Origin of the sequence: Helicobacter pylori NCTC 11637 = CCUG 17874 = ATCC 43504 = JCM 12093 (assembly GCF_900478295.1) — a bacterium.
GTDB lineage: Bacteria > Campylobacterota > Campylobacteria > Campylobacterales > Helicobacteraceae > Helicobacter > Helicobacter pylori.
Genome location: NZ_LS483488.1, coordinates 1,066,559 through 1,088,097, shown reverse-complemented (window position 1 = coordinate 1,088,097; position 21,539 = coordinate 1,066,559). Strand labels below are relative to the sequence as shown.

The 21,539-nt window shown below is 40.4% G+C and carries 19 protein-coding genes and 1 pseudogene; 12 read left to right on the top strand and 8 right to left on the bottom strand.

Annotated features, from left to right (window positions below; translation table 11 throughout):
• Positions 1-6 precede the first annotated feature (6 nt).
• Genes rfaD through gmhA form a run of 3 tightly spaced genes read left to right on the top strand, consistent with a single transcriptional unit; the run spans position 7 to position 2,952 of the window.
• Entirely contained in the window at positions 7-999 is a 993-nt protein-coding gene (rfaD, locus tag DQL14_RS05475; RefSeq protein ID WP_108169022.1) for an ADP-glyceromanno-heptose 6-epimerase, read from the top strand.
• Complete coding sequence (rfaE1, locus tag DQL14_RS05470; protein WP_108169021.1) at positions 996-2,381, top strand: D-glycero-beta-D-manno-heptose-7-phosphate kinase; 1,386 nt, start codon at positions 996-998, stop codon at positions 2,379-2,381. Before rfaD ends, rfaE1 begins: the two co-directional genes overlap by 4 nt.
• Positions 2,374-2,952, top strand: a complete 579-nt coding sequence (gene gmhA, locus DQL14_RS05465; RefSeq protein ID WP_108169020.1) for a D-sedoheptulose 7-phosphate isomerase — start codon at positions 2,374-2,376, stop codon at positions 2,950-2,952. Before rfaE1 ends, gmhA begins: the two co-directional genes overlap by 8 nt.
• A gap of 120 nt (positions 2,953-3,072) precedes the next feature.
• Here gmhA and DQL14_RS05460 read toward each other — a convergent pair whose 3' ends face one another.
• Positions 3,073-4,050, bottom strand: coding sequence for a GMP reductase (locus DQL14_RS05460; RefSeq protein WP_162296875.1), 978 nt, complete (start codon positions 4,048-4,050; stop codon positions 3,073-3,075).
• 253 nt (positions 4,051-4,303) lie between these two features.
• On the opposite strand from DQL14_RS05460, the gene DQL14_RS05455 reads away from it, so the two are divergent.
• Positions 4,304-5,905, top strand: coding sequence for an ABC-F family ATP-binding cassette domain-containing protein (locus DQL14_RS05455; protein WP_108169019.1), 1,602 nt, complete (start codon positions 4,304-4,306; stop codon positions 5,903-5,905).
• A pseudogene (locus DQL14_RS05450) lies at positions 5,902-6,853 on the top strand (HrgA protein). The gene DQL14_RS05455 and the pseudogene DQL14_RS05450 overlap by 4 nt, the downstream one beginning before the upstream one ends.
• 8 nt (positions 6,854-6,861) lie before the next feature.
• Here DQL14_RS05450 and DQL14_RS05445 read toward each other — a convergent pair.
• A complete protein-coding gene (locus DQL14_RS05445) occupies positions 6,862-7,548 on the bottom strand; it encodes a phosphatase PAP2 family protein (RefSeq protein WP_108169018.1) in 687 nt (228 codons plus the stop codon).
• A 17-nt stretch (positions 7,549-7,565) separates the two neighbouring features.
• On the opposite strand from DQL14_RS05445, the gene DQL14_RS08860 reads away from it, so the two are divergent.
• From DQL14_RS08860 to thiE, 7 genes are all read left to right on the top strand, one after another.
• A complete protein-coding gene (locus DQL14_RS08860) occupies positions 7,566-7,763 on the top strand; it encodes a type I restriction endonuclease (protein ID WP_108169017.1) in 198 nt (65 codons plus the stop codon).
• Positions 7,727-9,298 carry a type I restriction-modification system subunit M gene (locus DQL14_RS05435; protein ID WP_108169016.1) on the top strand — a complete coding sequence of 524 codons (1,572 nt, stop codon included), beginning with the start codon at positions 7,727-7,729 and terminating at the stop codon, positions 9,296-9,298. The genes DQL14_RS08860 and DQL14_RS05435 overlap by 37 nt, the downstream gene beginning before the upstream one ends.
• Before the next feature lie 9 nt (positions 9,299-9,307).
• Positions 9,308-9,895, top strand: a complete 588-nt coding sequence (locus tag DQL14_RS05430; protein ID WP_108169015.1) for a restriction endonuclease subunit S — start codon at positions 9,308-9,310, stop codon at positions 9,893-9,895.
• Between the two features lies 1 nt (position 9,896).
• On the top strand, positions 9,897-12,896 hold the full coding sequence (locus DQL14_RS05425; RefSeq protein WP_108169014.1) for an HsdR family type I site-specific deoxyribonuclease: 3,000 nt from the start codon (positions 9,897-9,899) through the stop codon (positions 12,894-12,896).
• Between the two features lie 88 nt (positions 12,897-12,984).
• Complete coding sequence (gene thiM / locus DQL14_RS05420) at positions 12,985-13,764, top strand: hydroxyethylthiazole kinase (protein WP_162296874.1); 780 nt, start codon at positions 12,985-12,987, stop codon at positions 13,762-13,764.
• On the top strand, positions 13,761-14,570 hold the full coding sequence (gene thiD, locus DQL14_RS05415; protein WP_162296873.1) for a bifunctional hydroxymethylpyrimidine kinase/phosphomethylpyrimidine kinase: 810 nt from the start codon (positions 13,761-13,763) through the stop codon (positions 14,568-14,570). Before thiM ends, thiD begins: the two co-directional genes overlap by 4 nt.
• The gene (gene thiE / locus DQL14_RS05410; protein WP_108169011.1) at positions 14,563-15,225 is read left to right on the top strand and encodes a thiamine phosphate synthase; all 663 of its coding nucleotides are present in this window, start codon (positions 14,563-14,565) and stop codon (positions 15,223-15,225) included. Before thiD ends, thiE begins: the two co-directional genes overlap by 8 nt.
• Positions 15,226-15,256: 31 nt before the next feature.
• On the opposite strand, the gene DQL14_RS05405 is transcribed toward thiE, so the two are convergent.
• From DQL14_RS05405 to DQL14_RS05380, 6 genes are read right to left on the bottom strand one after another with little or no spacing between them, the layout of a single operon-like run.
• On the bottom strand, positions 15,257-15,994 hold the full coding sequence (locus tag DQL14_RS05405; RefSeq protein WP_108169010.1) for a hypothetical protein: 738 nt from the start codon (positions 15,992-15,994) through the stop codon (positions 15,257-15,259).
• The gene (gene coaBC / locus DQL14_RS05400) at positions 15,994-17,271 is read right to left on the bottom strand and encodes a bifunctional phosphopantothenoylcysteine decarboxylase/phosphopantothenate--cysteine ligase CoaBC (RefSeq protein WP_108169009.1); all 1,278 of its coding nucleotides are present in this window, start codon (positions 17,269-17,271) and stop codon (positions 15,994-15,996) included. Before coaBC ends, DQL14_RS05405 begins: the two co-directional genes overlap by 1 nt.
• Positions 17,268-18,251: a UDP-N-acetylglucosamine 4,6-dehydratase (inverting) gene (gene pseB, locus DQL14_RS05395; protein WP_162296918.1), complete on the bottom strand. Its 984-nt coding sequence runs from the start codon at positions 18,249-18,251 to the stop codon at positions 17,268-17,270. Before pseB ends, coaBC begins: the two co-directional genes overlap by 4 nt.
• A gap of 21 nt (positions 18,252-18,272) precedes the next feature.
• Positions 18,273-20,036, bottom strand: a complete 1,764-nt coding sequence (locus DQL14_RS05390; protein ID WP_108169007.1) for an OmpP1/FadL family transporter — start codon at positions 20,034-20,036, stop codon at positions 18,273-18,275.
• Positions 20,033-20,650, bottom strand: a complete 618-nt coding sequence (locus tag DQL14_RS05385) for an HP0838 family lipoprotein (RefSeq protein WP_101002023.1) — start codon at positions 20,648-20,650, stop codon at positions 20,033-20,035. The genes DQL14_RS05390 and DQL14_RS05385 overlap by 4 nt, the downstream gene beginning before the upstream one ends.
• Before the next feature lie 19 nt (positions 20,651-20,669).
• Positions 20,670-21,275 (bottom strand): LPP20 family lipoprotein, encoded by a 606-nt coding sequence (locus DQL14_RS05380; RefSeq protein ID WP_001236602.1) that lies wholly within the window; start codon positions 21,273-21,275, stop codon positions 20,670-20,672.
• Positions 21,276-21,539 lie beyond the last annotated feature (264 nt).

Sequence of the window (21,539 nt, the reverse complement as noted above, 5' to 3'; positions counted from 1 at the left end):
ATAAGAATGCGTTATATTGATGATGGATTAGAAAATCAAACGATTTTAATCACCGGTGGGGCTGGCTTTGTAGGCAGTAATTTGGCCTTTTATTTTCAAGAGAACCACCCTAAAGCTAAAGTAGTCATTTTAGATAAGTTTCGCAGTAACACGCTTTTGAGTAATAACCGCCCCAGTTCCTTAGGGCATTTTAAGAATTTAATCGGTTTTAAGGGCGAAGTGATTGCAGCTGATATTAACAACCCCTTAGATTTAAGGCGTTTAGAAAAATTGCATTTTGATTATTTGTTCCACCAAGCGGCTGTTTCTGATACGACCATGCTGGATCAAGAATTAGTGATGAAAACCAATTATCAGGCTTTTTTAAACCTTTTAGAAATCGCTCGCTCAAAAAAGGCTAAAGTGATTTACGCTTCTTCAGCGGGCGTTTATGGCAACACCAAAGCCCCCAATGTGGTAGGCAAAAACGAAAGCCCTGAAAATGTCTATGGCTTTTCCAAGCTTTGCATGGACGAATTTGTTCTCTCTCATTCAAGCGATAACATTCAAGTGGGCTTAAGGTATTTTAATGTCTATGGGCCTAGGGAATTTTATAAAGAAAAAACCGCTTCCATGGTTTTGCAGCTCGCTTTAAGTGCGATGGCGTTTAAGGAAGTCAAGCTTTTTGAATTTGGCGAGCAATTAAGGGATTTTGTCTATATTGAAGACGTGATCCAAGCGAATGTGAAAGCGATGAAGGCTCAAAAAAGCGGGGTTTATAATGTGGGCTATTCGCAAGCCAGAAGTTATAATGAAATCGTTAGCATTTTAAAAGAGCATTTAGGGGATTTTAAAGTGAGCTATATCAAAAACCCTTATGCTTTTTTCCAAAAGCACACCCAAGCGCACATTGAGCCTGCTATTTTGGATTTGGATTACACCCCTTTATACGATTTAGAAAGCGGTATTAAAGATTATTTGCCCCATATCCATGCGATTTTTAAAGAACAGCGCGCATGAAAAAAATCCTAGTCGTAGGCGATCTAATCGCTGATTATTACCTGTGGGGGAAGAGCGAACGCCTTTCTCCTGAAGCCCCTGTGCCTGTTTTAGAAGTCAAAAAAGAGAGTAAGAATTTAGGCGGAGCGGCTAATGTGGCTAATAATCTCATCTCTTTAAAAGCTAAAGTCTTTTTATGTGGGGTGGTGGGCGATGATTTAGAGGGCGAGCATTTTTTGAACGCTCTCAAAGCTAGGAATATTGACACTTCAGGCATTTTAACAGATAAAACCCGTTGCACCACGCTCAAAACGCGCATCATTGCGCAAAACCAGCAAATCGTGCGCGTGGATAAGGAAATCAAAGACCCCTTAAACGCTGATTTAAGAAAAAGACTTTTAGATTTTTTCACAGAAAAGATCCAAGAAATAGATGGCGTGATCCTTTCAGATTACAATAAGGGCGTGTTGGATTTTGAACTCACTCAAAAAATGATCGCTCTAGCCAACCAACACCACAAGCTCATTTTATGCGACCCTAAAGGGAAAGATTATAGCAAATATTCCCATGCGAGTTTGATCACGCCTAATCGCGCTGAATTAGAGCATGCGCTCCATTTGAAGTTAGACAGCCATGCGAATTTATTAAAAGCGCTCCAAATTTTAAAAGAAACTTATCAAATCGCTATGCCTTTAGTCACTTTGAGCGAACAAGGCATCGCTTTTTTAGAAAAAGGCGAGTTAGTCAATTGCCCCACTATCGCTAAAGAAGTTTATGATGTCACGGGAGCAGGCGATACGGTGATCGCGTCTTTAACACTTTCTTTATTAGAATCAAAGAGCTTGAAAGACGCTTGCGAGTTTGCCAATGCGGCTGCAGCGGTGGTGGTGGGTAAAATGGGGAGCGCGTTAGCGAGTTTAGAAGAAATCGCTTTGATTTTGAACCAAACGCACCCTAAAATCCTTTCTTTAGAAAAGCTGTTAGAAACTTTAGATCAGCAAAAAATCGTTTTCACCAATGGCTGTTTTGATCTTCTCCATAAAGGGCATGCGAGCTATTTGCAAAAGGCTAAAGCTTTAGGGGATATTCTCATTGTGGGGTTAAATAGCGACGCTTCCGTTAAAAGGCTTAAGGGGGATAAACGCCCCATAGTGAGCGAAAAAGACAGAGCGTTTCTTTTAGCGAGTTTGTCTTGTGTGGATTATGTCGTGGTGTTTGAAGAAGACACGCCAATCAAATTAATTCAAGCCCTAAAGCCTGATATTTTAGTCAAGGGATCGGACTATCTCAATAAAGAAGTCATAGGGAGCGAGTTTGCTAAAGAAACCCGTTTGATGGAGTTTGAAGAAGGTTATTCCACAAGCGCTATCATAGAAAAAATTAAAAGGACATGCAATGATTGATGGTTTAATTAAAAAAGAATTTTTAGCCCATAAGGAAGCGTTAGAAAAAAGTTTAGAGAGTTTGCAAGAAGCGTTAAAACAAAGCGTTTATCTTTTGATAGAAACTTTAGAAAATCAAGGGAAAATCCTTATTTGCGGTAACGGGGGGAGTGCGAGCGATGCGCAGCATTTTGCCGCTGAATTGACCGGGCGCTATAAACTAGAAAGGAAAGGCTTGAGCGCGATAAGTTTAAGCACCGATACCTCAGCCCTTACTGCCATTGCGAACGATTATGGTTATGAAGAAGTGTTCGCCAGACAAGTGGAAGCGCTAGGGAATAAAGAAGATGTTTTGATAGGGATTTCTACAAGCGGTAATTCCAAAAATGTCCTAAAAGCTTATGAAAAAGCCAAAGATTTAGGGATGAAAACGCTTAGTTTAGCGGGGCGTGATGGGGGGAAAATGAAGCCTTTAAGCGATATGGCTTTGATTGTCCCTAGCGATGATACCCCACGAATCCAAGAAATGCACATTCTTATGATCCACATCTTATGCGATTGCATTGAAAGGCATTTCGCTCGTAAAAATTAAATTCAAAGACTATGCGTTTGAATTAAAAAAAAATGATCCAACAAGATGCGATGAAAATAAAGAAAGGATCAAAAAACAACAAAAATCCAAGTCAAAGCAAATTGCTTTTCATTGATTTTTTTAGATTGTGTCCCCATTGAAAATTGAATTTTTCACAATCACATAATCCACTTTTCGAATCGCTTCAAGGTCTCTCCCGCCTGCATAGGAGATTGAAGATTGCAAATCTTGATGCATTTCAACCAGCGTATCTTTTAATAATCCTTTATGTTGGATCCAAATTTTCTTGCCTTCAATATTTTTCTTTTCACCTTTTTGGAACTCTGAAGCTGAACCGAAATATTCTTTATATGCGATACCATTTTCTATTTTTGTCTCTCCAGATGATTCTTCGTGCCCTGCAAAGAGCGAGCCAATCATTACCATTGTCGCGCCAAAGCGTATTGATTTCGCAATATCGCCATGCGTGCGAATGCCACCATCTGCAATAATCGGTTTTCTTGCTGCTTTAGCGCACCATCTAAGAGCCGCTAGTTGCCAACCACCTGTACCAAAGCCTGTTTTGATTTTGGTGATACACACTTTCCCAGGCCCGATGCCAACTTTTGTAGCGTCAGCACCGGCGTTCTCTAATTCACGGACTGCTTCTGGCGTGCCAACATTCCCGGCAATCACAAAAGTTTCTGGCAAATGCGTTTTGATGTGTTGGATCATTTCAATGACAGAATTTGAATGGCCATGCGCAATATCGATCGTGATATAATCTGACATTAATCCTTGTTTGGCCAACTCTTCTATCAAAAGATATTCTTCCTTTTTCACCCCAACACTGATGGAGCTGATCCATTGGCGTTTTTTCATTTTTTTGACAAACGGGATTCTTGCCGCTCCATCAAAACGGTGCATGATGTAGAAATAGCCATTTTCTGCTAGGAATTCTGCGATTGAGTCGTTAATGATTGTCTGCATGTTGGCTGGGACTATAGGCATTTTAAATGCGTGTTTGCCTAAGGTAACGGTCGTATCGCACTCTGAACGGCTATTCACGATGCATTTATTAGGAATGAGTTGGACATCTTCGTAATCAAATACTTTCATTGACACGATCCTTTTGATGTTCATATAGAGTAAAACACGAACATAATTCGTTTTTAGAGCATTATTTTTTTAAGCACATTTGTATAATCTATCTTAATTTGAGTAAAAAATCAAGAGAAAAAATTAAATAAACCCAGACAAGATTTGGGCGTCAAAGACCTTACAGATAACCATAATAAGCAAGGGATACAATATTGTAAAGAAAACGCTACAATAAACTTTCTCTAATCACAAAAAATAAGGAAATCATAAGATGCTACAAACCATCAACTTAACGCAACGCTATGCGACTAAAAAATTGTTTGAGAACGTGAATATCAAGCTGGATAAAAACAAACGCTACGGGCTGATTGGGGCTAATGGGGCAGGAAAGTCCACTTTTTTAAAGATTTTAAGCAAGAGCATTGATTGTAGCAGTGGGGAAGTCATTATCACAAGCGGGATGAGAATGGGGGTTTTAGGGCAGGATCAATACGCTTTTGAAGATTTGAGCCTTAAAGATGCGGTTTTGATAGGCAATAAGCGTTTGTATGACGCTATCAAAGAAAAAGAACGCTTATACACTGAAGGCGATTTGAGCGATGATAAAGTGAATGCTAGGCTAGGGGAGTTAGAAACCATTTGCGTGGAAGAAGATCCCATGTATGAATGCGAAGTGGTGATTGAAAAAATCCTAGAAGATTTAGGCATTCCTAGCTCTAGGCACAATGATTTGATGAAAACCTTGCCAAGCAGCGATAAGTTTAAAATCCTTCTCGCTCAAGTTTTATTCCCTAAACCGGATATTTTGCTTTTAGATGAGCCGACTAACAACCTGGATTTAAACGCCATTGAATGGCTAGAAAACAACCTCAAACGCCATGAAGGCACGATGGTAGTCATCAGCCATGACAGGCATTTTTTAAATGCGGTATGCACGCATATTTTGGATTTGGATTTTCACAGCGTGCGCGAATTTAGCGGGAATTATGACGATTGGTATATCGCTTCCACTTTGATGATTAAACAGCAAGAGACCGAACGCAATAAAAAACTCAAAGAAAAAGAAGAGCTGGAAAAATTCATCGCGCGTTTTAGCGCTAACGCTTCTAAAGCCAAGCAAGCCACCAGCCGCCAAAAACAACTGGATAAATTAGACATTCAAAGTTTAGCGGTATCTAGTAGGAGGGATCCTAGCATTATTTTTAAACCCAAACGCACCATTGGGAATGAAGCTTTAGAATGCGAAAACATCTCTAAAAGTTATGACGGGCAAATGGTTTTAAATCAAGTGAGCTTGAAAGTGATGCCTAAAGACAAGATCGCTCTCATAGGGCCAAACGGCGTGGGTAAATCCACGCTTTGTAAAATTTTAGTAGAAGAGTTAAAACCGGATACGGGCGTGGTGAAATGGGGAGCGACCGTTTCAAAAGGCTATTTCCCTCAAAACGTGAGCGAAGAAATTAGCGGGGAAGAGACCTTGTATCAATGGCTCTTTAATTTCAATAAAAAGATTGAAAGCGCGGAGGTGAGAAACGCTTTAGGGAGGATGCTTTTTAATGGCGAAGAGCAAGAAAAATGCGTGAACGCTTTAAGTGGGGGCGAAAAACACCGAATGGTTTTATCCAAGCTCATGCTAGAGGGGGGGAATTTCTTAGTCTTAGATGAGCCAACCAACCACCTGGATTTAGAAGCGATTATCGCGCTAGGCGAAGCGCTCTTTAAATTTGATGGGGCGCTGATTTGCGTAAGCCATGACAGAGAGCTTATTGATGCTTACGCCAATCGGATCATTGAATTAGTCCCAAGCCCTAAAGGCGCTTCAATCATTGATTTTAAAGGCAGTTATGAAGAGTATTTAGCGAGCAAAAAATGAAACCACGAGATATTTGGAATCATTCAAAGCGTTTTAGAGATCACAGGACCTATTAAGGTTACTGAGATTTATGATAAAGCCCAAGAGCTTTTTGAAAAAGGCAAGATTGAAAACATGTTTGATTGTGGGGGCGAAACCCCACACAAGAGCGTTAATTCTTATATTTATACAGCCTTAAACAAGGGCGAAGAATTGCCTTTTAAAAAAGTGCAAGAAAAACCAGTTTTAATCGCTTTAAAAAGCACGGCTAAAGAGCTGGGTTTAAACGCTCAAAAAATAAGCGCTCCAATCGCTAAAATCGCGCATAATAAAATCGTGCATGAAAGGGATTTGCACCCCTTTTTAACTTACATGGCTATTAATAACGAAAATTTGAAATGCTACACGAAAACCATCTTTCATGAAGAGAGTTCAAAATCGCCAAAAGGCATGGACAGGTGGCTTTATCCGGACATGGTGGGGGTTAGGTTTTTGCACGCTGAATGGTCTAATGAAAATTTAATCGCTTTTTCTAAGAAATTTGACACTTTACCCGTTAAACTGGTGAGTTTTGAATTGAAAAAAGAAATCAGCGTGCATAATTGCAGGGAGTGTTATTTTCAAGCGATTTCTAACAGCTCTAATGAGGGGTATTTAGTGGGTCGTCATATTGATACGCATAACCCCCAACTCATGGATTTGTTGAAGCGTTTGCATGCGAGTTTTGGGATTGGCGTGATTGATTTGAGGACTGATGAGGATAAAAGCGCTATTTTATTGAACGCTAAATACAAAGAAAAGATTGATTACACCGTGGCTTTGGAGCTTAGCGCGAAAAATGAAAAATTCAGCGGTTTTTTAAAGAGCGTCGTGGATTATGACCCAAACCACCAACACCGCTATAAAGATGAATTTGATGAGGTTAAAAAGAAAGAGGAGCTATACCCTAACCCATCACTTTCTTTTTAAAAAACGCTTCAAGCGGCTTTATAAGGGCGTTTCAAAAACCCCAAATAAAGCGCTAAAGAGCAGCACGACCAAGCAATCCCTAATAAAAACCCTCCTAAAACATCGCTAGGGTAATGCACCCCTAAATAAACCCTGTCATACGCCATTAAAAAAATCCAAAAAAGCAAAACCACAGCAATAATCGTTTTAATGCGAGCATTTGCGTTAGAATAGCATAACAGCAACGCCAAAGAGCCATAAAAAAGCGCTGAAGCTAAAGCATGCCCGCTGGGGAAACTAAAGCCATGCGCGAAAACCAATTCGCCATTGGTTACAGGCCGTGGGCGCGCCACTAAAAGCTTAAGGGATTTTAAGGTGAATTCACCTAATAAGATGCTAAAGAAAAACCACACCCCCAAAGCGATGCGTTTTTGAAACCCAAACCACAAGCCAATGAGTAGGGCTATAGGAGTGGTGAGCTTGCTTTGTGCAAACCAAGTGCTAAAAAACACGAAAGAAAGCCACGCACTTTTTTGAATGGGGGCAGGGTTGCGGATCAAGTCTATAAAAAATAAATCCAATTGTTGCACCCACTCTTTTTGAAAAGCCACCCCGCTTATCACGATGCCAAACAAAATAAAAAAGACAACCCCAATAATCCCAAGCGTTTTAGCCGCTTTTTTTTCTCTTATGCTGATTGTTCTGTCAAATACCATTCAAACCCCTTTAAAAAATGAATTTTAAAAGGGCGATTATATCTTATTTGCCCCACAAACGCATAAAAAACGCAAGGAATAAAAAAATAATATTCTTTGCTATAATGAAACCTTTAAAGGGTGCACGCCCAACGCCAAACAAAAACGCCAATCAAAACACAAAAAAGGGGCTTATATCATGGAAAACAACCCAAACAATAACCAAGCGTCTTTAGAACGCAACGAATTGCACAACACCATTTGGAAAGTGGCTAACGAGTTGAGAGGCTCAGTGGATGGCTGGGATTTTAAGCAATACGTTTTAGGCATTCTTTTTTACCGCTACATTTCAGAAAACATGACTGATTACATCAATAAAGAAGAGCGAAAGCGCGATCCGAGTTTTGATTACGCTTTATTAAGCGATGAAGAGGCCAAAAGCGCAAGAGAACACCTTATTGAAGAAAAAGGCTTTTTCATTCCGCCAAGCGCTTTATTTTGTAACGCGCTAAAAAACGCGCGCCATAACGAAGATCTCAATGTAACCCTACAAAATATTTTTAACGAAATAGAAAAATCCAGCCTTGGCACTCCATCAGAAGAAAATGTCAAAGGCTTGTTTGCGGATTTAGATGTCAATAGCAATAAATTAGGGAGCTCTCATAAAAATAGGGTGGAAAAATTGACTAAAATCCTTCAAGCCATAGGGGGCATGCAATTAGGCGATTATTTAAAAAGCGGGATTGATGTTTTTGGCGACGCTTATGAATATTTAATGGCCATGTATGCGAGCAACGCCGGCAAAAGCGGAGGGGAATTTTTCACCCCCCAAGAAGTGAGCGAACTGCTCGCTAAAATCACCCTGCACGGCCAAGAGAGCGTCAATAAAGTTTATGACCCATGCTGTGGGAGCGGAAGCTTACTCTTACAATTTTCTAAAGTGCTAGGCGATAAAAACGTCTCAAAAGGGTATTTTGGGCAAGAAATCAATTTGACCACTTACAACCTTTGCCGTATCAACATGTTTTTGCATGACATCAATTACTCTAAATTCCACATCGCGCACGGGGACACGCTTTTAGATCCAAAGCATGAAGACGATAAGCCTTTTGATGCGATCGTTTCCAACCCTCCTTATTCCACTAAATGGGTGGGCGATAGCAACTCTGTTTTAAAGAATGATGAGCGTTTTAGCAAAGCCGTTGTGTTAGCGCCCAAAAACGCCGCCGATCTCGCTTTCACCATGCACATGCTTTCTTATCTGTCCAATAGCGGCACGGCTGCGATCGTGGAATTTCCCGGGGTGCTTTATAGGGGGAACGCTGAAGCAAAAATCAGAGAACATTTAGTCAAAGAGAATGTCATTGACTGCGTGATCGCTTTACCAGACAACCTCTTTTTTGGAACGAGTATCGCTACTTGCATTTTAGTGCTTAAGAAAAACAAACAAGACGACACCACGCTTTTTATTGATGCGAGTAAGGAATTTGTCAAAGAAGGCAAGAAAAACAAGCTCAAAGAGCGCAACCGAGAAAAGATTTTGCAAACCTATATTGAAAGAAAAGAGGTTAAGCACTTTTGCGCCCTAGCTAATATTGAGAAAATTCAAGAAAACGATTACAACCTCTCCGTGAATCGCTACGTGGAGCAAGAAGACACTAAAGAGGTTATTGACATTAAAGCGCTTAATAGTGAGATTTCTCAAATCGTAGAAAAGCAAAGTGCTTTACGAAACCGCCTTGAATCCATCATCAAAGAGCTAGAAGCTTAAGGGGGCAAAATGCATAAAATAGAGCGACTGCTCCAAACTCTAGCGCCTAAGGGGGTGGAGTTTAGGAAGTTGGGGGAGGTGTGTGATTTTCAAAAAGGAAAATCAATAACAAAAAAAGCCGTAACTTTTGGAAAAGTCCCCGTTATTTCGGGGGGAAGACAACCCGCTTATTATCACAATGAGGCAAATCGTAGCGGAGAAACAATAGCGATTTCTTCATCTGGAGTGTATGCTGGCTATGTTAGTTATTGGGATATTCCTGTTTTTCTTGCTGACTCTTTTTCTGTTTCACCAAAACAAAAAACCCTAATGCCTAAATATCTTTTTCACTATCTCACAACGCAACAAGATGCAATCCATGCAACAAAAAGCACAGGGGGAATTCCTCATGTTTATAGCAAAGACTTACAAAATTTTTTAATCCCCATCCCACCGCTAGAAATCCAACAAGAGATCGTTAAGATTTTGGATCAATTTTCAATTTTAACCACCGATTTATTAGCCGGTATCCCCGCTGAAATAAAAGCCCGAAAAAAGCAATACGAATATTACCGAGAAAAACTACTGACCTTCAAACCCCTCCAAAACAAGGAATAACATGAATTACGAAACGATCGCAGAAAGCAATGAAAGCACGGTAGTAGCGGAATTTCATAGCAGTAATGAAAAAAAAAGCGCTTATGAGAGCGAAGCAGAGCTAGAAAGGGCGTTTATCGCGCTTTTACAAAAACAAGGCTATGAATTTAAAAAAATCCACAAAGAAGAAGAATTAAAAGACAATTTAAAAGAGCAGTTAGAAAAGCTTAATGATCATTGTTTCACGCCTAAGGAATGGGACACTCTTTATTCTCAATTCATCGCTAATAAAAACGATGACTATAAGGCTAAAACGAGAAAAATCCAAGAAGATCCGATTTTTAATCTCACGCTAGAGAATGGAAAAACCAAAAACGTTAAAATCATTGACAAGAAAAACATCCATAGAAACGCCTTGCAAGTGATCCACCAATACAGCAATAAAGGGGGGAAGTATGAGAACCGCTATGATGTGAGTGTCCTTGTGAATGGCTTGCCTTTAGTGCATGTGGAATTGAAAAAAAGAGGCGTGGCGATCAGAGAGGCGTTCAACCAGATCAAGCGCTATAAAAGGGATAGTTTTAGTGCTGAAGACGGGCTTTTTGAGTTCGTGCAGATTTTTGTCATCAGTAACGGCACGAGCTCTAAATACTATTCAAACACCACAAGAATAGCCCAGCTGGAAAAAAACCATAAAGCCGATACTTTTGAATTCACGAATTATTGGGCGGACAGCAAGAATAACAATATTGAGGATTTAATGGATTTTGCTAAGGCGTTTTTTGCAAAGCGCAGCCTTTTGAACGTTTTAACGCGCTATTGCGTTTTCACAAGCGAAGAGGTTTTATTGGTGATGCGGCCTTATCAAATCGTGGCGGCCGAAAGGATTTTAGAAAAAATCAAAGCCGCGCAAAATAGTAAAACTTATGGGAAAAATCAAAGCGGAGGCTATATCTGGCACACGACAGGGAGCGGTAAAACCTTAACGAGCTTTAAAAGCGCAACGTTGGCTAAAGAATTAGAGAGTATTTCAAAAGTTTTGTTTGTGGTGGACAGGAAGGATTTAGACTATCAAACCATGAAAGAATACGATAAATTCCAAAAAGATTGCGCTAATTCCAACACAAGCACTAAGATTTTAAAAGAACAGCTTGAAGATTCTAACGCTAAAATCATTATCACCACGATCCAAAAATTAGACAAATTCGTTAAATCCCATAAAGGGCATGCGATTTTTAATGAAGAAGTTGTGATGATTTTTGATGAATGCCACAGGAGTCAGTTAGGCTCCATGCATCAAGCCATCATTAAAGCGTTTAAAAAATACCACCTTTTTGGCTTTACTGGCACGCCCATTTTTGCAGCTAATTGCGATAAAAACAACCCTTTAGGCACGACAGAGCAAAAGTTTGGGAAATGCCTCCACCAATACACCATTATTGATGCGATCAGGGATAAAAACGTTTTGCCCTTTAGAGTGGAATACCACAACACCATTAAAGCTAAAGAGGGTATTAAGGATAAAGAGGTTAGAGCGGTTGATGAAAAAAACGCCCTTTTAGATAGTAGGAGGATCAAAGAAATCGCTAAATGCATTTTAGAGCGTTTCAATCAAGCCACTAAAAATAAAAAATTCAATTCCATTCTGGCATGCTCTAGCATAGAAGCGCTGAAAAAATACTACCAAGCCTTTAAAGAAGAAAAACACGACCTTAAAATCGCTACCATTTTTAGCTATAGCGCTAATGAAGAAATTGATGCGCTAGAAGATGAAAACAATGAAAGCGCTTGCCGGCTAGACAAAAGCTCAAGGGATTTTTTAGAGGGCGCGATTGCGGATTATAACGGGATGTTTGGCGTTTCTTTTGACACTTCGGATCAAAAATTCCAAAGCTATTACAAGGATCTTTCTCAAAAAGTGAAAGAGCGTAAAATCGATCTTTTAATGGTGGTTAATATGTTTTTGACCGGGTTTGACGCTACAAGGCTTAATACCCTTTGGGTGGATAAAAACCTTAAATACCATGGGCTAATTCAGGCTTTTTCACGCGCAAACCGCATTTTAGATAGCGTTAAAACGCATGGGAATATCGTGTGTTTTAGGGATTTAGAGCAGGATTTGAATGACGCGCTCATGCTTTTTGGCAACAAGGACGCTCAATCTGTTGTGTTATTAAGAAAATATGAAGATTATCTGAAAGGCTACACGGATAATCATAAGGAATACGAGGGCTATGAGGGTTTGATTAAAAGGCTTTTAAGCGAATTCCCGTTAAAAGAGCCGATCGTTTCAGAAAGCCAAAAAAAGGATTTCATTAAGCTTTTTGGCAAGATTTTGAAATTGGAAAATATTTTAAACAGCTTTGAAAATTTTAACAAAGACGATCACATCAATCCCAGGGATTTTCAAGACTATCAAAGCAAATACCTTGATTTTTACGATGAAATGAGGTCAGAAAAAGGGAGGGATAAAGAAGAGATTAATGACGATTTGATTTTTGAAATTGAACTCATTAAGCAAGTGGAAGTCAATATTGACTACATTTTGAATTTGATTGAAGAGTTCGCTAAAGAGCATGGGGTGGAAATTCAAGGCGTTAAAACCAAAATAGAGCCGATCATCAACTCCAGCATAGAGTTAAGGAATAAAAAAGATTTGATCATGGATTTCATTGACAAATACAACAAAGACCAAGAAGTCCATGCGCATTTTCAAGATTATATCCACCAAAAAAGAGAAGAGGAATTCCAAAATATCATAGAAGAAAACCGCTTGAATGAAGAAAAAGCCTATTCGTTCATGCAGCATGCCTTTAAAGGGGGCGAAATTAGTTTCAGCGGGACAAAATTCCCTGAAATCATTGAAGAAAAACCCTCCATGTTTGGCCAAAATTCGCGCTATCAAGAGGTGAAAGAAAAAGTCGCCGCAAGCCTTTCTCGTTTTTTCCACCGCTTTTGTGATCTCACTAGCGCTATATTTAAGAAAAATGAGGTTAAAAAAGATGAGGTTAATGAAAAATAGTTCATGAACGCTTTTGTATTAAAACTCAAAGACAGCCGCCGTTTAATGGATTTTTTGTAAAATAAAAGAAATTTTAAGGAGGCTTGTGGTGTTGAAAGAATTACGCCAAAAACGCCCTTTAGTGCATAACATCACCAATTATGTGGCGGCACAATTTGTGGCTAATGGTTTGTTAGCCTTAGGGGCATCGCCTTTAATGAGTGATGCGATTGATGAGATGCAAGATTTAGCGAAAATTTCTGACGCGCTCGCTATCAACATTGGCACCCTAAATGATTGCACCATTTTATGCGCTAAAGAGGCTATCAAACATTACAAGGCTTTGAACAAACCCATTGTGTTAGATCCTGTGGGGTGCTCAGCGAGCGCTTTGCGTCATGACACCAGTTTAGAGCTTTTGAAAAGTGGTGGGATTAGCGCGCTTAGGGGCAATGCTGCAGAATTAGGCTCTTTAGTGGGTATTTCTTGCGAAAGTAAGGGGCTAGACTCTTATAATGCCAACACGCCTGTAGAAATAATCAAACGAGTGGCTCAAAAATATTTTGTGATAGCGGTAATGACGGGTAAAACAGATTACGTGAGCGATGGGAAAAAGGTTTTGAGTATTACTGGGGGGAGCGAGTATTTAGCGCTCATTACTGGGGCTGGGTGTTTGCACACAGCAGCGTGCGCGAGCTTTTTAGGTTTGAAAAAAGACCCCCTAGATTCTATAGCGCAACTTTGCGCGCTCTATAAACAAGCCGCTTTTAGTGCGCAAAAAAAGGTGTTGGAAAATAACGGCTCTAATGGTTCGTTCTTGTTTTATTTTTTAGACGCTCTAAGCTTGCCCATAGAGTTAGAAAATAGCCTTATTAAGGAAGAGTGGTGAAAATTTACCCGCAAGTTTTAAGCATTGCTGGCAGCGATAGCGGTGGGGGCGCTGGGATACAGGCCGATTTGAAAGCGTTTCAAACTTTGGGCGTGTTTGGGACAAGCGTGATCACTTGCATCACTGCGCAAAACACACAGGGCGTGCATGGGGTTTATCCGTTGAGCGTTGAGAGCGTGAAAATGCAAATCTTAGCCATTAGAGATGATTTTTCTATCAAAGCGTTCAAAATGGGAGCGTTATGCAACGCTAAAATCATTGAATGCGTGGCGGACACTTTAGAAACTTGCGATTTTGGGTTGTGCGTTTTAGATCCGGTGATGGTGGCAAAAAATGGGGCTTTGCTTTTAGAAGAAGAGGCGATTTTAAGCTTAAAGAAACGCCTTTTACCCAAAACCAATTTACTAACCCCTAACCTCCCTGAAGTTTATGCACTCACAGGCGTTCAAGTGCGAGATGATAAAAGCGCTTCAAAAGCGATGGGCGTTTTAAGGGATTTAGGCGTTAAAAACGCTGTGATTAAAGGGGGGCATACAGAGCATTTTCAAGGGGAATTTAGCAACGATTGGGTGTTTTTAGAAGATATTGAATTTATCCTAAACGCTAAGCGCTTTAACACCAAAAACACGCATGGCACGGGTTGCACTCTGTCTAGCTTGATTGTGGGCTTACTCGCTCAAGGGTTGGATTTAAAAAACGCTATTTCAAAGGCTAAAGAGCTTTTAACTATTATCATTCAAAACCCCTTAAACATTGGGCATGGGCATGGGCCTTTGAATTTATGGAGCGTTAAAAATCTTGTTTGATGCGAATTGTTTGAAACTCATGTTTGTGGCTGGTTCGCAAGACTTCTACCACATAAAGGGCGGCAAAAACGATAGGATAAACGCGCTTTTAGACACTTTAGAATTAGCCTTACAATCTCAAATCACAGCGTTTCAATTCCGCCAAAAAGGCGATTTAGCCTTACAAGATCCTGTTGAAATCAAACGATTAGCCCTAGAGTGTCAAAAATTATGCAAAAAATACGGCGCGCCTTTTATTATTAATGATGAGGTGCGACTCGCGCTAGAATTAAAGGCTGACGGCGTGCATGTGGGGCAAGAAGACATGGCCATAGAAGAGGTAATAACTTTATGCAAAAAGCGCCTTTTTATCGGTTTGAGTGTTAACACTTTAGAGCAAGCCCTAAAAGCGCGCCATTTAGACGCCGTAGCCTATTTAGGGGTAGGCCCTATTTTCCCCACACCATCTAAAAAAGACGCTAAACAAGTTGTAGGCGTAGAGCTTTTAAAAAAAATACGAGACAGCGGGGTAAAAAAACCCCTCATAGCGATTGGGGGCATCACGATGCATAACGCTTCAAAATTGCGCGAATATGGAGGTATCGCAGTCATTAGCGCGATCACGCAAGCCAAAGATAAAGCCTTAGCAATTGAAAAACTTTTAAACAATGCGTGAGGGATTCTAAAATTTTGCAATGAAAATTTTTCTACCCTAGTGTGTCTAATAAGCGCTCTTCAAAAGCAAAAAGCATGGGGGTTTTTTCGCACGCAATTTCCACAAAAGAAAAGCCTAAAAGGGTGTTTTGAGCCTCTTTTAAAACCTCTTTGGTCCTTTGGAGGGTGGTTTTTAAAAAAAGCTGTTTTTCTTTTTCTTTCAAGTAAATAACGCCGCCAATTTCGCCCAAGTTAGGATACAGAGCGTAAAAATCAACGCTTTGTTTTTTGGCTTTCATCTGTAAAAAAGCTTTTTTGCGTTCGTTTTCAACCACAAAGCTTAAAACCTGCGATTGCAAGCTTAAAAGCATGTTGGCCGTATTCAAAAACTCTTGAGAGCTTTTAGCATGGATTAATTTTTCGCTCAAAAGTTCTTTGTATTCTTTTAAGGGGGTGCTGTCTTTGGTGCTTAAGATTTCTTTTATTTTCTTCATTTCAAGGGCTGGCAAATCATCTAATGCGTCTAAGATTTTTGGGGCAGGCACTAAATTTTTAAGCACAATATCGCCCAGTTGGTTTCTTTGCATGGTCGCAAAATAGGGCTGATTGATTTTCAATTCCTGTTCGCTTTTGGTGGGGATAATCCTATTACCCACTTGCAAAAGAAAAAGATCTTTATCTTGTTTTTCTAAAACCTTTAAAAGAATGGGTAAGGCAGCGTTAAAATGGTGCGCGGCGTTTTTGGAATGAAGAGCGTTAAGCTGGTTTAGGGCGTTTAGGGCTTCTAGCATTAAAGGGCGTTGTCTTTGATAAAATCAAGGATTTTAAAGCTCGCTTCTAATTTGTTCATAGAAGGGATTTTTTGGGTTTTATGATGGCTAAAAAGCCACAATTCATTCTCTAATGAGCCAAAAGGGCGTGAATCTTTAATGAGATTCAAAGCGGCCATGGAGCAATCCTTGCCGTTATCTTTAAAAGGTTTTAAAAGATTTTGAGCGTTTTTGATGGCGTTTTGTTGATTATCTTCAGCTTTAAAACCGATTTTAACGAATTGATTAGGATTGATAGAAGCCAGTAAATCCTTATTTTGAACGCATTCAATGTTTAGGGTTTCGCCTATCTCGCTTTTTTTAAGCTTATAATTAAAAGAAGTTTTAGGCACATAATCGCTAATGGCGGCTAAATTGAAGAACAGGGGTTTTAAGGCATGTTTTTGCAAGTTTTTAGAGGCGTTATTTAAGGCGTTTTCATAAGAAGTGGTGTCGCTAACGGGAACGCTTGCGATTTCTTTAGGCAAAGGAGTGGGGAAGCTTGATGCAATCAAAGTAACTTTGGCTCCCTTAAAATATAACGCTAAAGCCAAAGCGCTCGCTTGAATCCCGCTAGAAAGATTGCTAATAACTCTAACGCTGTCAATCTTTTCTATACTCGCACCGCCCATGATTATGACTTCTCTGTTTTCAAAATAAGCGTCTTTTAAGAGCGTTTGAGCGGCTTTAAAAAGGATTTCTAAAGGCTCAGCCATCGCCCCATCGCCTTTAGTATCGCATGCTAAAAGGCCGTTTTGCGTGTCTAAAATAATGTGGTTGGAATCTTTCAAGCGTTTTAAATTACTTTGAATGATAGGGGAATTAAGCATGTTGGTGTTCATGCTGGGGGCTAGGATTTTAGGGGAAGCGCAAGCTAAAAAAGTCGCGCTTACGGTATTATCCGCTAAAGCATGAGCGATTTTAGACAAGCTGTTAGCGCTTAAAGGGGCAAAGATGAGTAAATCAGAATTAGCAGCGCATGCGATGTGGTTGTGGTGCAATTTGTTTTGGTGGTTGTAATACCATTTTTCATTACGATCATGCAAGACTTTATGATGGCTCAAAGCTTCAAAACTTAAGGGCGTAACAAATTTTTTCGCAGCCTTACTCATCACCACTTGGATACTAGCCCCGCTTTTAAACAACAAACGCACTAATTCTAGGGATTTATACGCCGCAATAGAGCCGCTCACGAGCAATAAAACGCGCTTGTTTTCTAATAATCTTAAGGGGTAAAACAAATCTTCTAAAAAATTCATAGTAATTTTAACAAATCATCAGGCTCTAGCCATTGGTTATTAGTGTGGCTGCTGTATTCAAAATCAGGAGCGACTTTTTGGCCTTTTTCGTGGAGTCTGGTGAACGTGTAATCTTTAGGCGTTTGGAAGCTTATGGTGGGCTGAATAATAAAAAAGTCTTCAAATTCTAGGGCCAAATGGCTTTCATCTTTAGGGATCATCACTTCATGGAGTTTTTCGCCTGGGCGAATCCCTATGATTTTAGTAGGGGTATTGGGGGCTAGGGCTTTAGCGAGATCAGTCATTTTCATGCTAGGGATTTTAGGCACAAAAATTTCACCCCCATGCATTCTTTTCAAGCTTTTAAGCACAAAAGAAACCCCCTCATCTAAGGTGATCCAAAATCGTGTCATGCGAATATCGGTGATAGGGATTTCACTCGCTTTGTTTTGGACTAATTTTTTAAAAAACGGCACCACGCTCCCACGACTCCCCACCACATTACCATAACGCACCACGCTAAATTGCGTTTGAGAAGAGCCTTTAAAGTTATTCGCACTCACAAAGAGCTTATCGCTGCACAATTTGGTTGCGCCGTAGAGGTTAATGGGGTTAGCGGCTTTATCGGTGCTTAGGGCGATGACCTGGCTGATTTCATTTTTTAGGCATGCGTTAATCACATTGCTCGCTCCCATAATGTTAGTTTTAATGCATTCTAGGGGGTTGTATTCAGCGATAGGCACATGCTTGAGCGCGGCCGCATGGATACAAATATCCACGCCCTCTAAAGCGTAATTCAAGCGCTCTAAATCCCTCACATCGCCGATAAAAAAACGCATTCTGGGATCATTAAATTCCATGGCCATTTCGCTTTGTTTTAATTCATCTCGGCTATAAACAATGATTTTTTTAGCGTTGGTGGTGTCTAAAACTTTACGCGCAAAGCGCTTGCCAAAACTCCCAGTGCCACCGGTGATTAAAATCGTTTTGTTATCCAACATGTTTTGATGATTTGGCATGTTTTACCAGCGATAGCCTAAAGAGGCGCTAAAGATTCTCAATTGCCCAATACTTGGGGATTGATACAAACTGGAGCGGTTGCTTTTAAAAGTGAAACTCCCCGCTACGCCCAAATCAAATCCCCTAAAATTGTATTTAGTCCCAAAAGCCACGGTATAGCCATTAGAATCCGGAATGCCTATCGCGTCTTGAGGGCTTGGGGCTTGGTCATAATCAATAGCGCCCATCAAACGCAAGCTTTTGCCCATGTAAGTTACCCCTAATCTAAAGGTGTTGGTGTCCCTCCAGCCAGCCCCCATGTTCATCACGCTTTTAAAATTCGCTAAGCCTACCATTTTTTTAAGCGTTTCAGAGTCTAGTGAAGCCACCGTTCCGCTCAAGCCCTTGTAAGTAGCGTTCGCAAAATCAGGGGTTACTAAAAATTTATTCCCTTGACTCCAAAAGGTGCGCTCAAACACCCCCTCTATTCTTAAATGGTCTTTAAAAAATTGGTGGGCGTAGGCTAGGCTTAGGGTTTGAGGGAGTGAAACATTGATATTCAAGCTGCCTTTAGTCAAAACGCTCCCTAAAGAAGGGCCAAGCTCGGTGATAGCCACTAGAGCGCCTTTCATATTGAATGTAACTGAAGAATTATACACCACAGAAAACATGCCATGATCAAACACACGCAAACTCGAACCTACTCTATACCCCCCTGATACGCCTTGCCCGTTGGATTTTTGCACGACTTGAGTGGTGCCATAAAGATTCGCGCTCGCTTTGATTAAGCCGCTATAACCCATGATTTTTTTCAAGCCGTTGTAAAACTCTTGACAGCTCTGATCGCTCATATCCCCACCGGCTTTTTGGCAATTAAGCGCCGGCTGATAGCCAATATTGCCTAATAAAGTCATCATGTTGCTTGGCACTTGATCGGCAAAAACGTTGTTGGGTAAATTTAAAATTTGCTCCGCGCTCAAAACCGAAGCGCCCTCTAAAGGCACATAAACGGTGTTATTAAAGCTCCCGGTCGCATAAAGCCCTCTTAAGCCCACGCCCACGGAAAAGCGCTTATTAACAGTATAGCTTATACTAGGGGCAAGCTCTACCATCATGATAAACACATCATGCAAAAATTCCCCCCCTTTACCATTCCATTTCATACCCAACCCGCTAGGAGCGGTAAAACTCCCCCCAAAAGTGAAGCCGTTATGCGTGCGCGTTTTATAAAAGAATTTGGGTAAAACAAAATTAGTCGTTCCCGTCCAGCCATTCACGATTTGAGTGTCAGGTTTTGAAGCGAGGGTTACGACTTTTTGATTGGTTAGATTCATAAGCCCTTGAACCCGATTGATTGCTTGTGATAAGCCATTGGTAGCGGCCGTATTGCCAAGCGCTTTAAGGATATTGCCAAGCCCTATAGTGTTGATGATGCCTAAAATATTTTGTTGGCTTTTATCAATTTCTAAACTCGTAACCGAATACAAGCCTTGATTAGTCGTGGGGACTTTAAAGCTAAAGGCCGGAATGTTAATCACGGTGGTGGTCATTTCAAATTCGCTTCTGTTTTCACCCCAATCGTTAGTAAAGCCCATATTCGCCGGGTTATAAAAGGAAGCATCAGCCCCCCTAGCCCCAGCGACATACGCCGAGCCTAAAGCCGTGCCATTCAGGCTTTGCTCTTGGATTTTAAAGCCATTGGCATAAGAAAGCAAGGGCAGGCTCAAAGCGATTAAATGGTGTTTTTTGAGCTTTTTAAAACAACAAAGTGGGGAAAAGTTTTTCATTGGAGCTCGCTATCAGCGTTTTCATTATCTTCTAAATCCTGCAAGGAAGGCTCATAGGGTTCAATCCTAATAGCAATTTTTTGCGTCAAATTCTGAAAAGAAATCAGGCCATTTTTTCTTTCATAAAGGATAATTTCCCCGCTTTTTTGAAACCTTTGGATCACGTATTCAGGGGTTAGATGGCGCTTGCCTAAACCTTTAAAAATATCCCTCCCTAAAACAATGTCATCAAACAAATCCCCATAGCTCACCTTACCAAACAAATCCCTTGCAGCAATCCATTTAGCCGAACATTTTTGGCTAAAACAAATGTTCCGTTTAGTCATATAAATATCGCCCACTCTTTGGCTGAGCTTATAAAGGGTTACTTCAATATTATGGTCTTTATCGGTTTTAATCGTGCCGTAATCGTAAAAGCGAAAAACCGGCGTGTTAATATAAATGAGCCTGAATTGGCGCAAGGCATTCAAAGTCTCTTCTCTTTTTTTATAGGCTTCTTCTTGTCTGATCTGCTCCCTAGTTTTGGGGGTTTGCTTAGAAAAAGGGTGCTTGGAGCAAGAGACAAAAAAAAGCGTCATGAAAAATAATAAAAAAGCGCTTCTAAAATACCGCATGATTATAGAGTAAGAGGTTTTATCCTCTCGCTCCGCTCAAAATACGATACCAAATCCTGCCGTCTAATTTAAGCTCCATACTCACTTGACACAAGCCGTCTTTATAGATGGTCTCAGTGATTTCAGCGTTACGAATGAGGGCATTGACTCTGGTTTTAATCACGGAATTTTGCAAAACCATGTCTTTGACGGTGTCTTGAGCGTTCACTCTAATACCATACATTTTTTCACCCAACTGGCGGTAGCCATCAACGATAGCGGCTCGCTTGGCCAAAGCTAGGGCTTGAGAGGGCGAAATGGTGGATTCTGGAGCCACACCCATGCCCACTGCGTTCAATTCAATGACATTATTAGGCGTGAGAATGGGGGTGTTAGGGATAGCGTTAGTGGGATTAGAGCTAATGATGGGCTGATCGTTATTCTCAAGGCGAGGGCTTGGGAGAGGCTGAACGCTCTTTCTGGGGGTGAAATTGGTTGGGGGATAAATGGGGGCTTGCAAGCCATTAGCCGAAGGGGGGATTAGCTGTGCGTTAGTGTTACGCTTTTTAAAAAGACTGCAACCACTTATCAAAAGAGAGGCAACAAGCAATGAATTAATACCAAAAAAGGCAGTGTGCAAACGCATGGGCATTTTCCTTAAAATGAGTTCATCAAGTCTATTATATCATTTTTGAAGGGATTTGTCATGCGGATATTCTTATTAAGCTTATAAGGCTAGTGGGTTTTAATTTAAGATCTAGGGGATTATGATCTGTTTTTGGCTTTCCTAAATTTTTAATAGGGATCACTCAATTTTTTAAAAAAAAGGGGATTTAATGGCTTGATTGTATCGTTTTGAGATTTTATGTTAATAATAAAAACTCATTTTTTAAGTTTGATTTTTAAATTC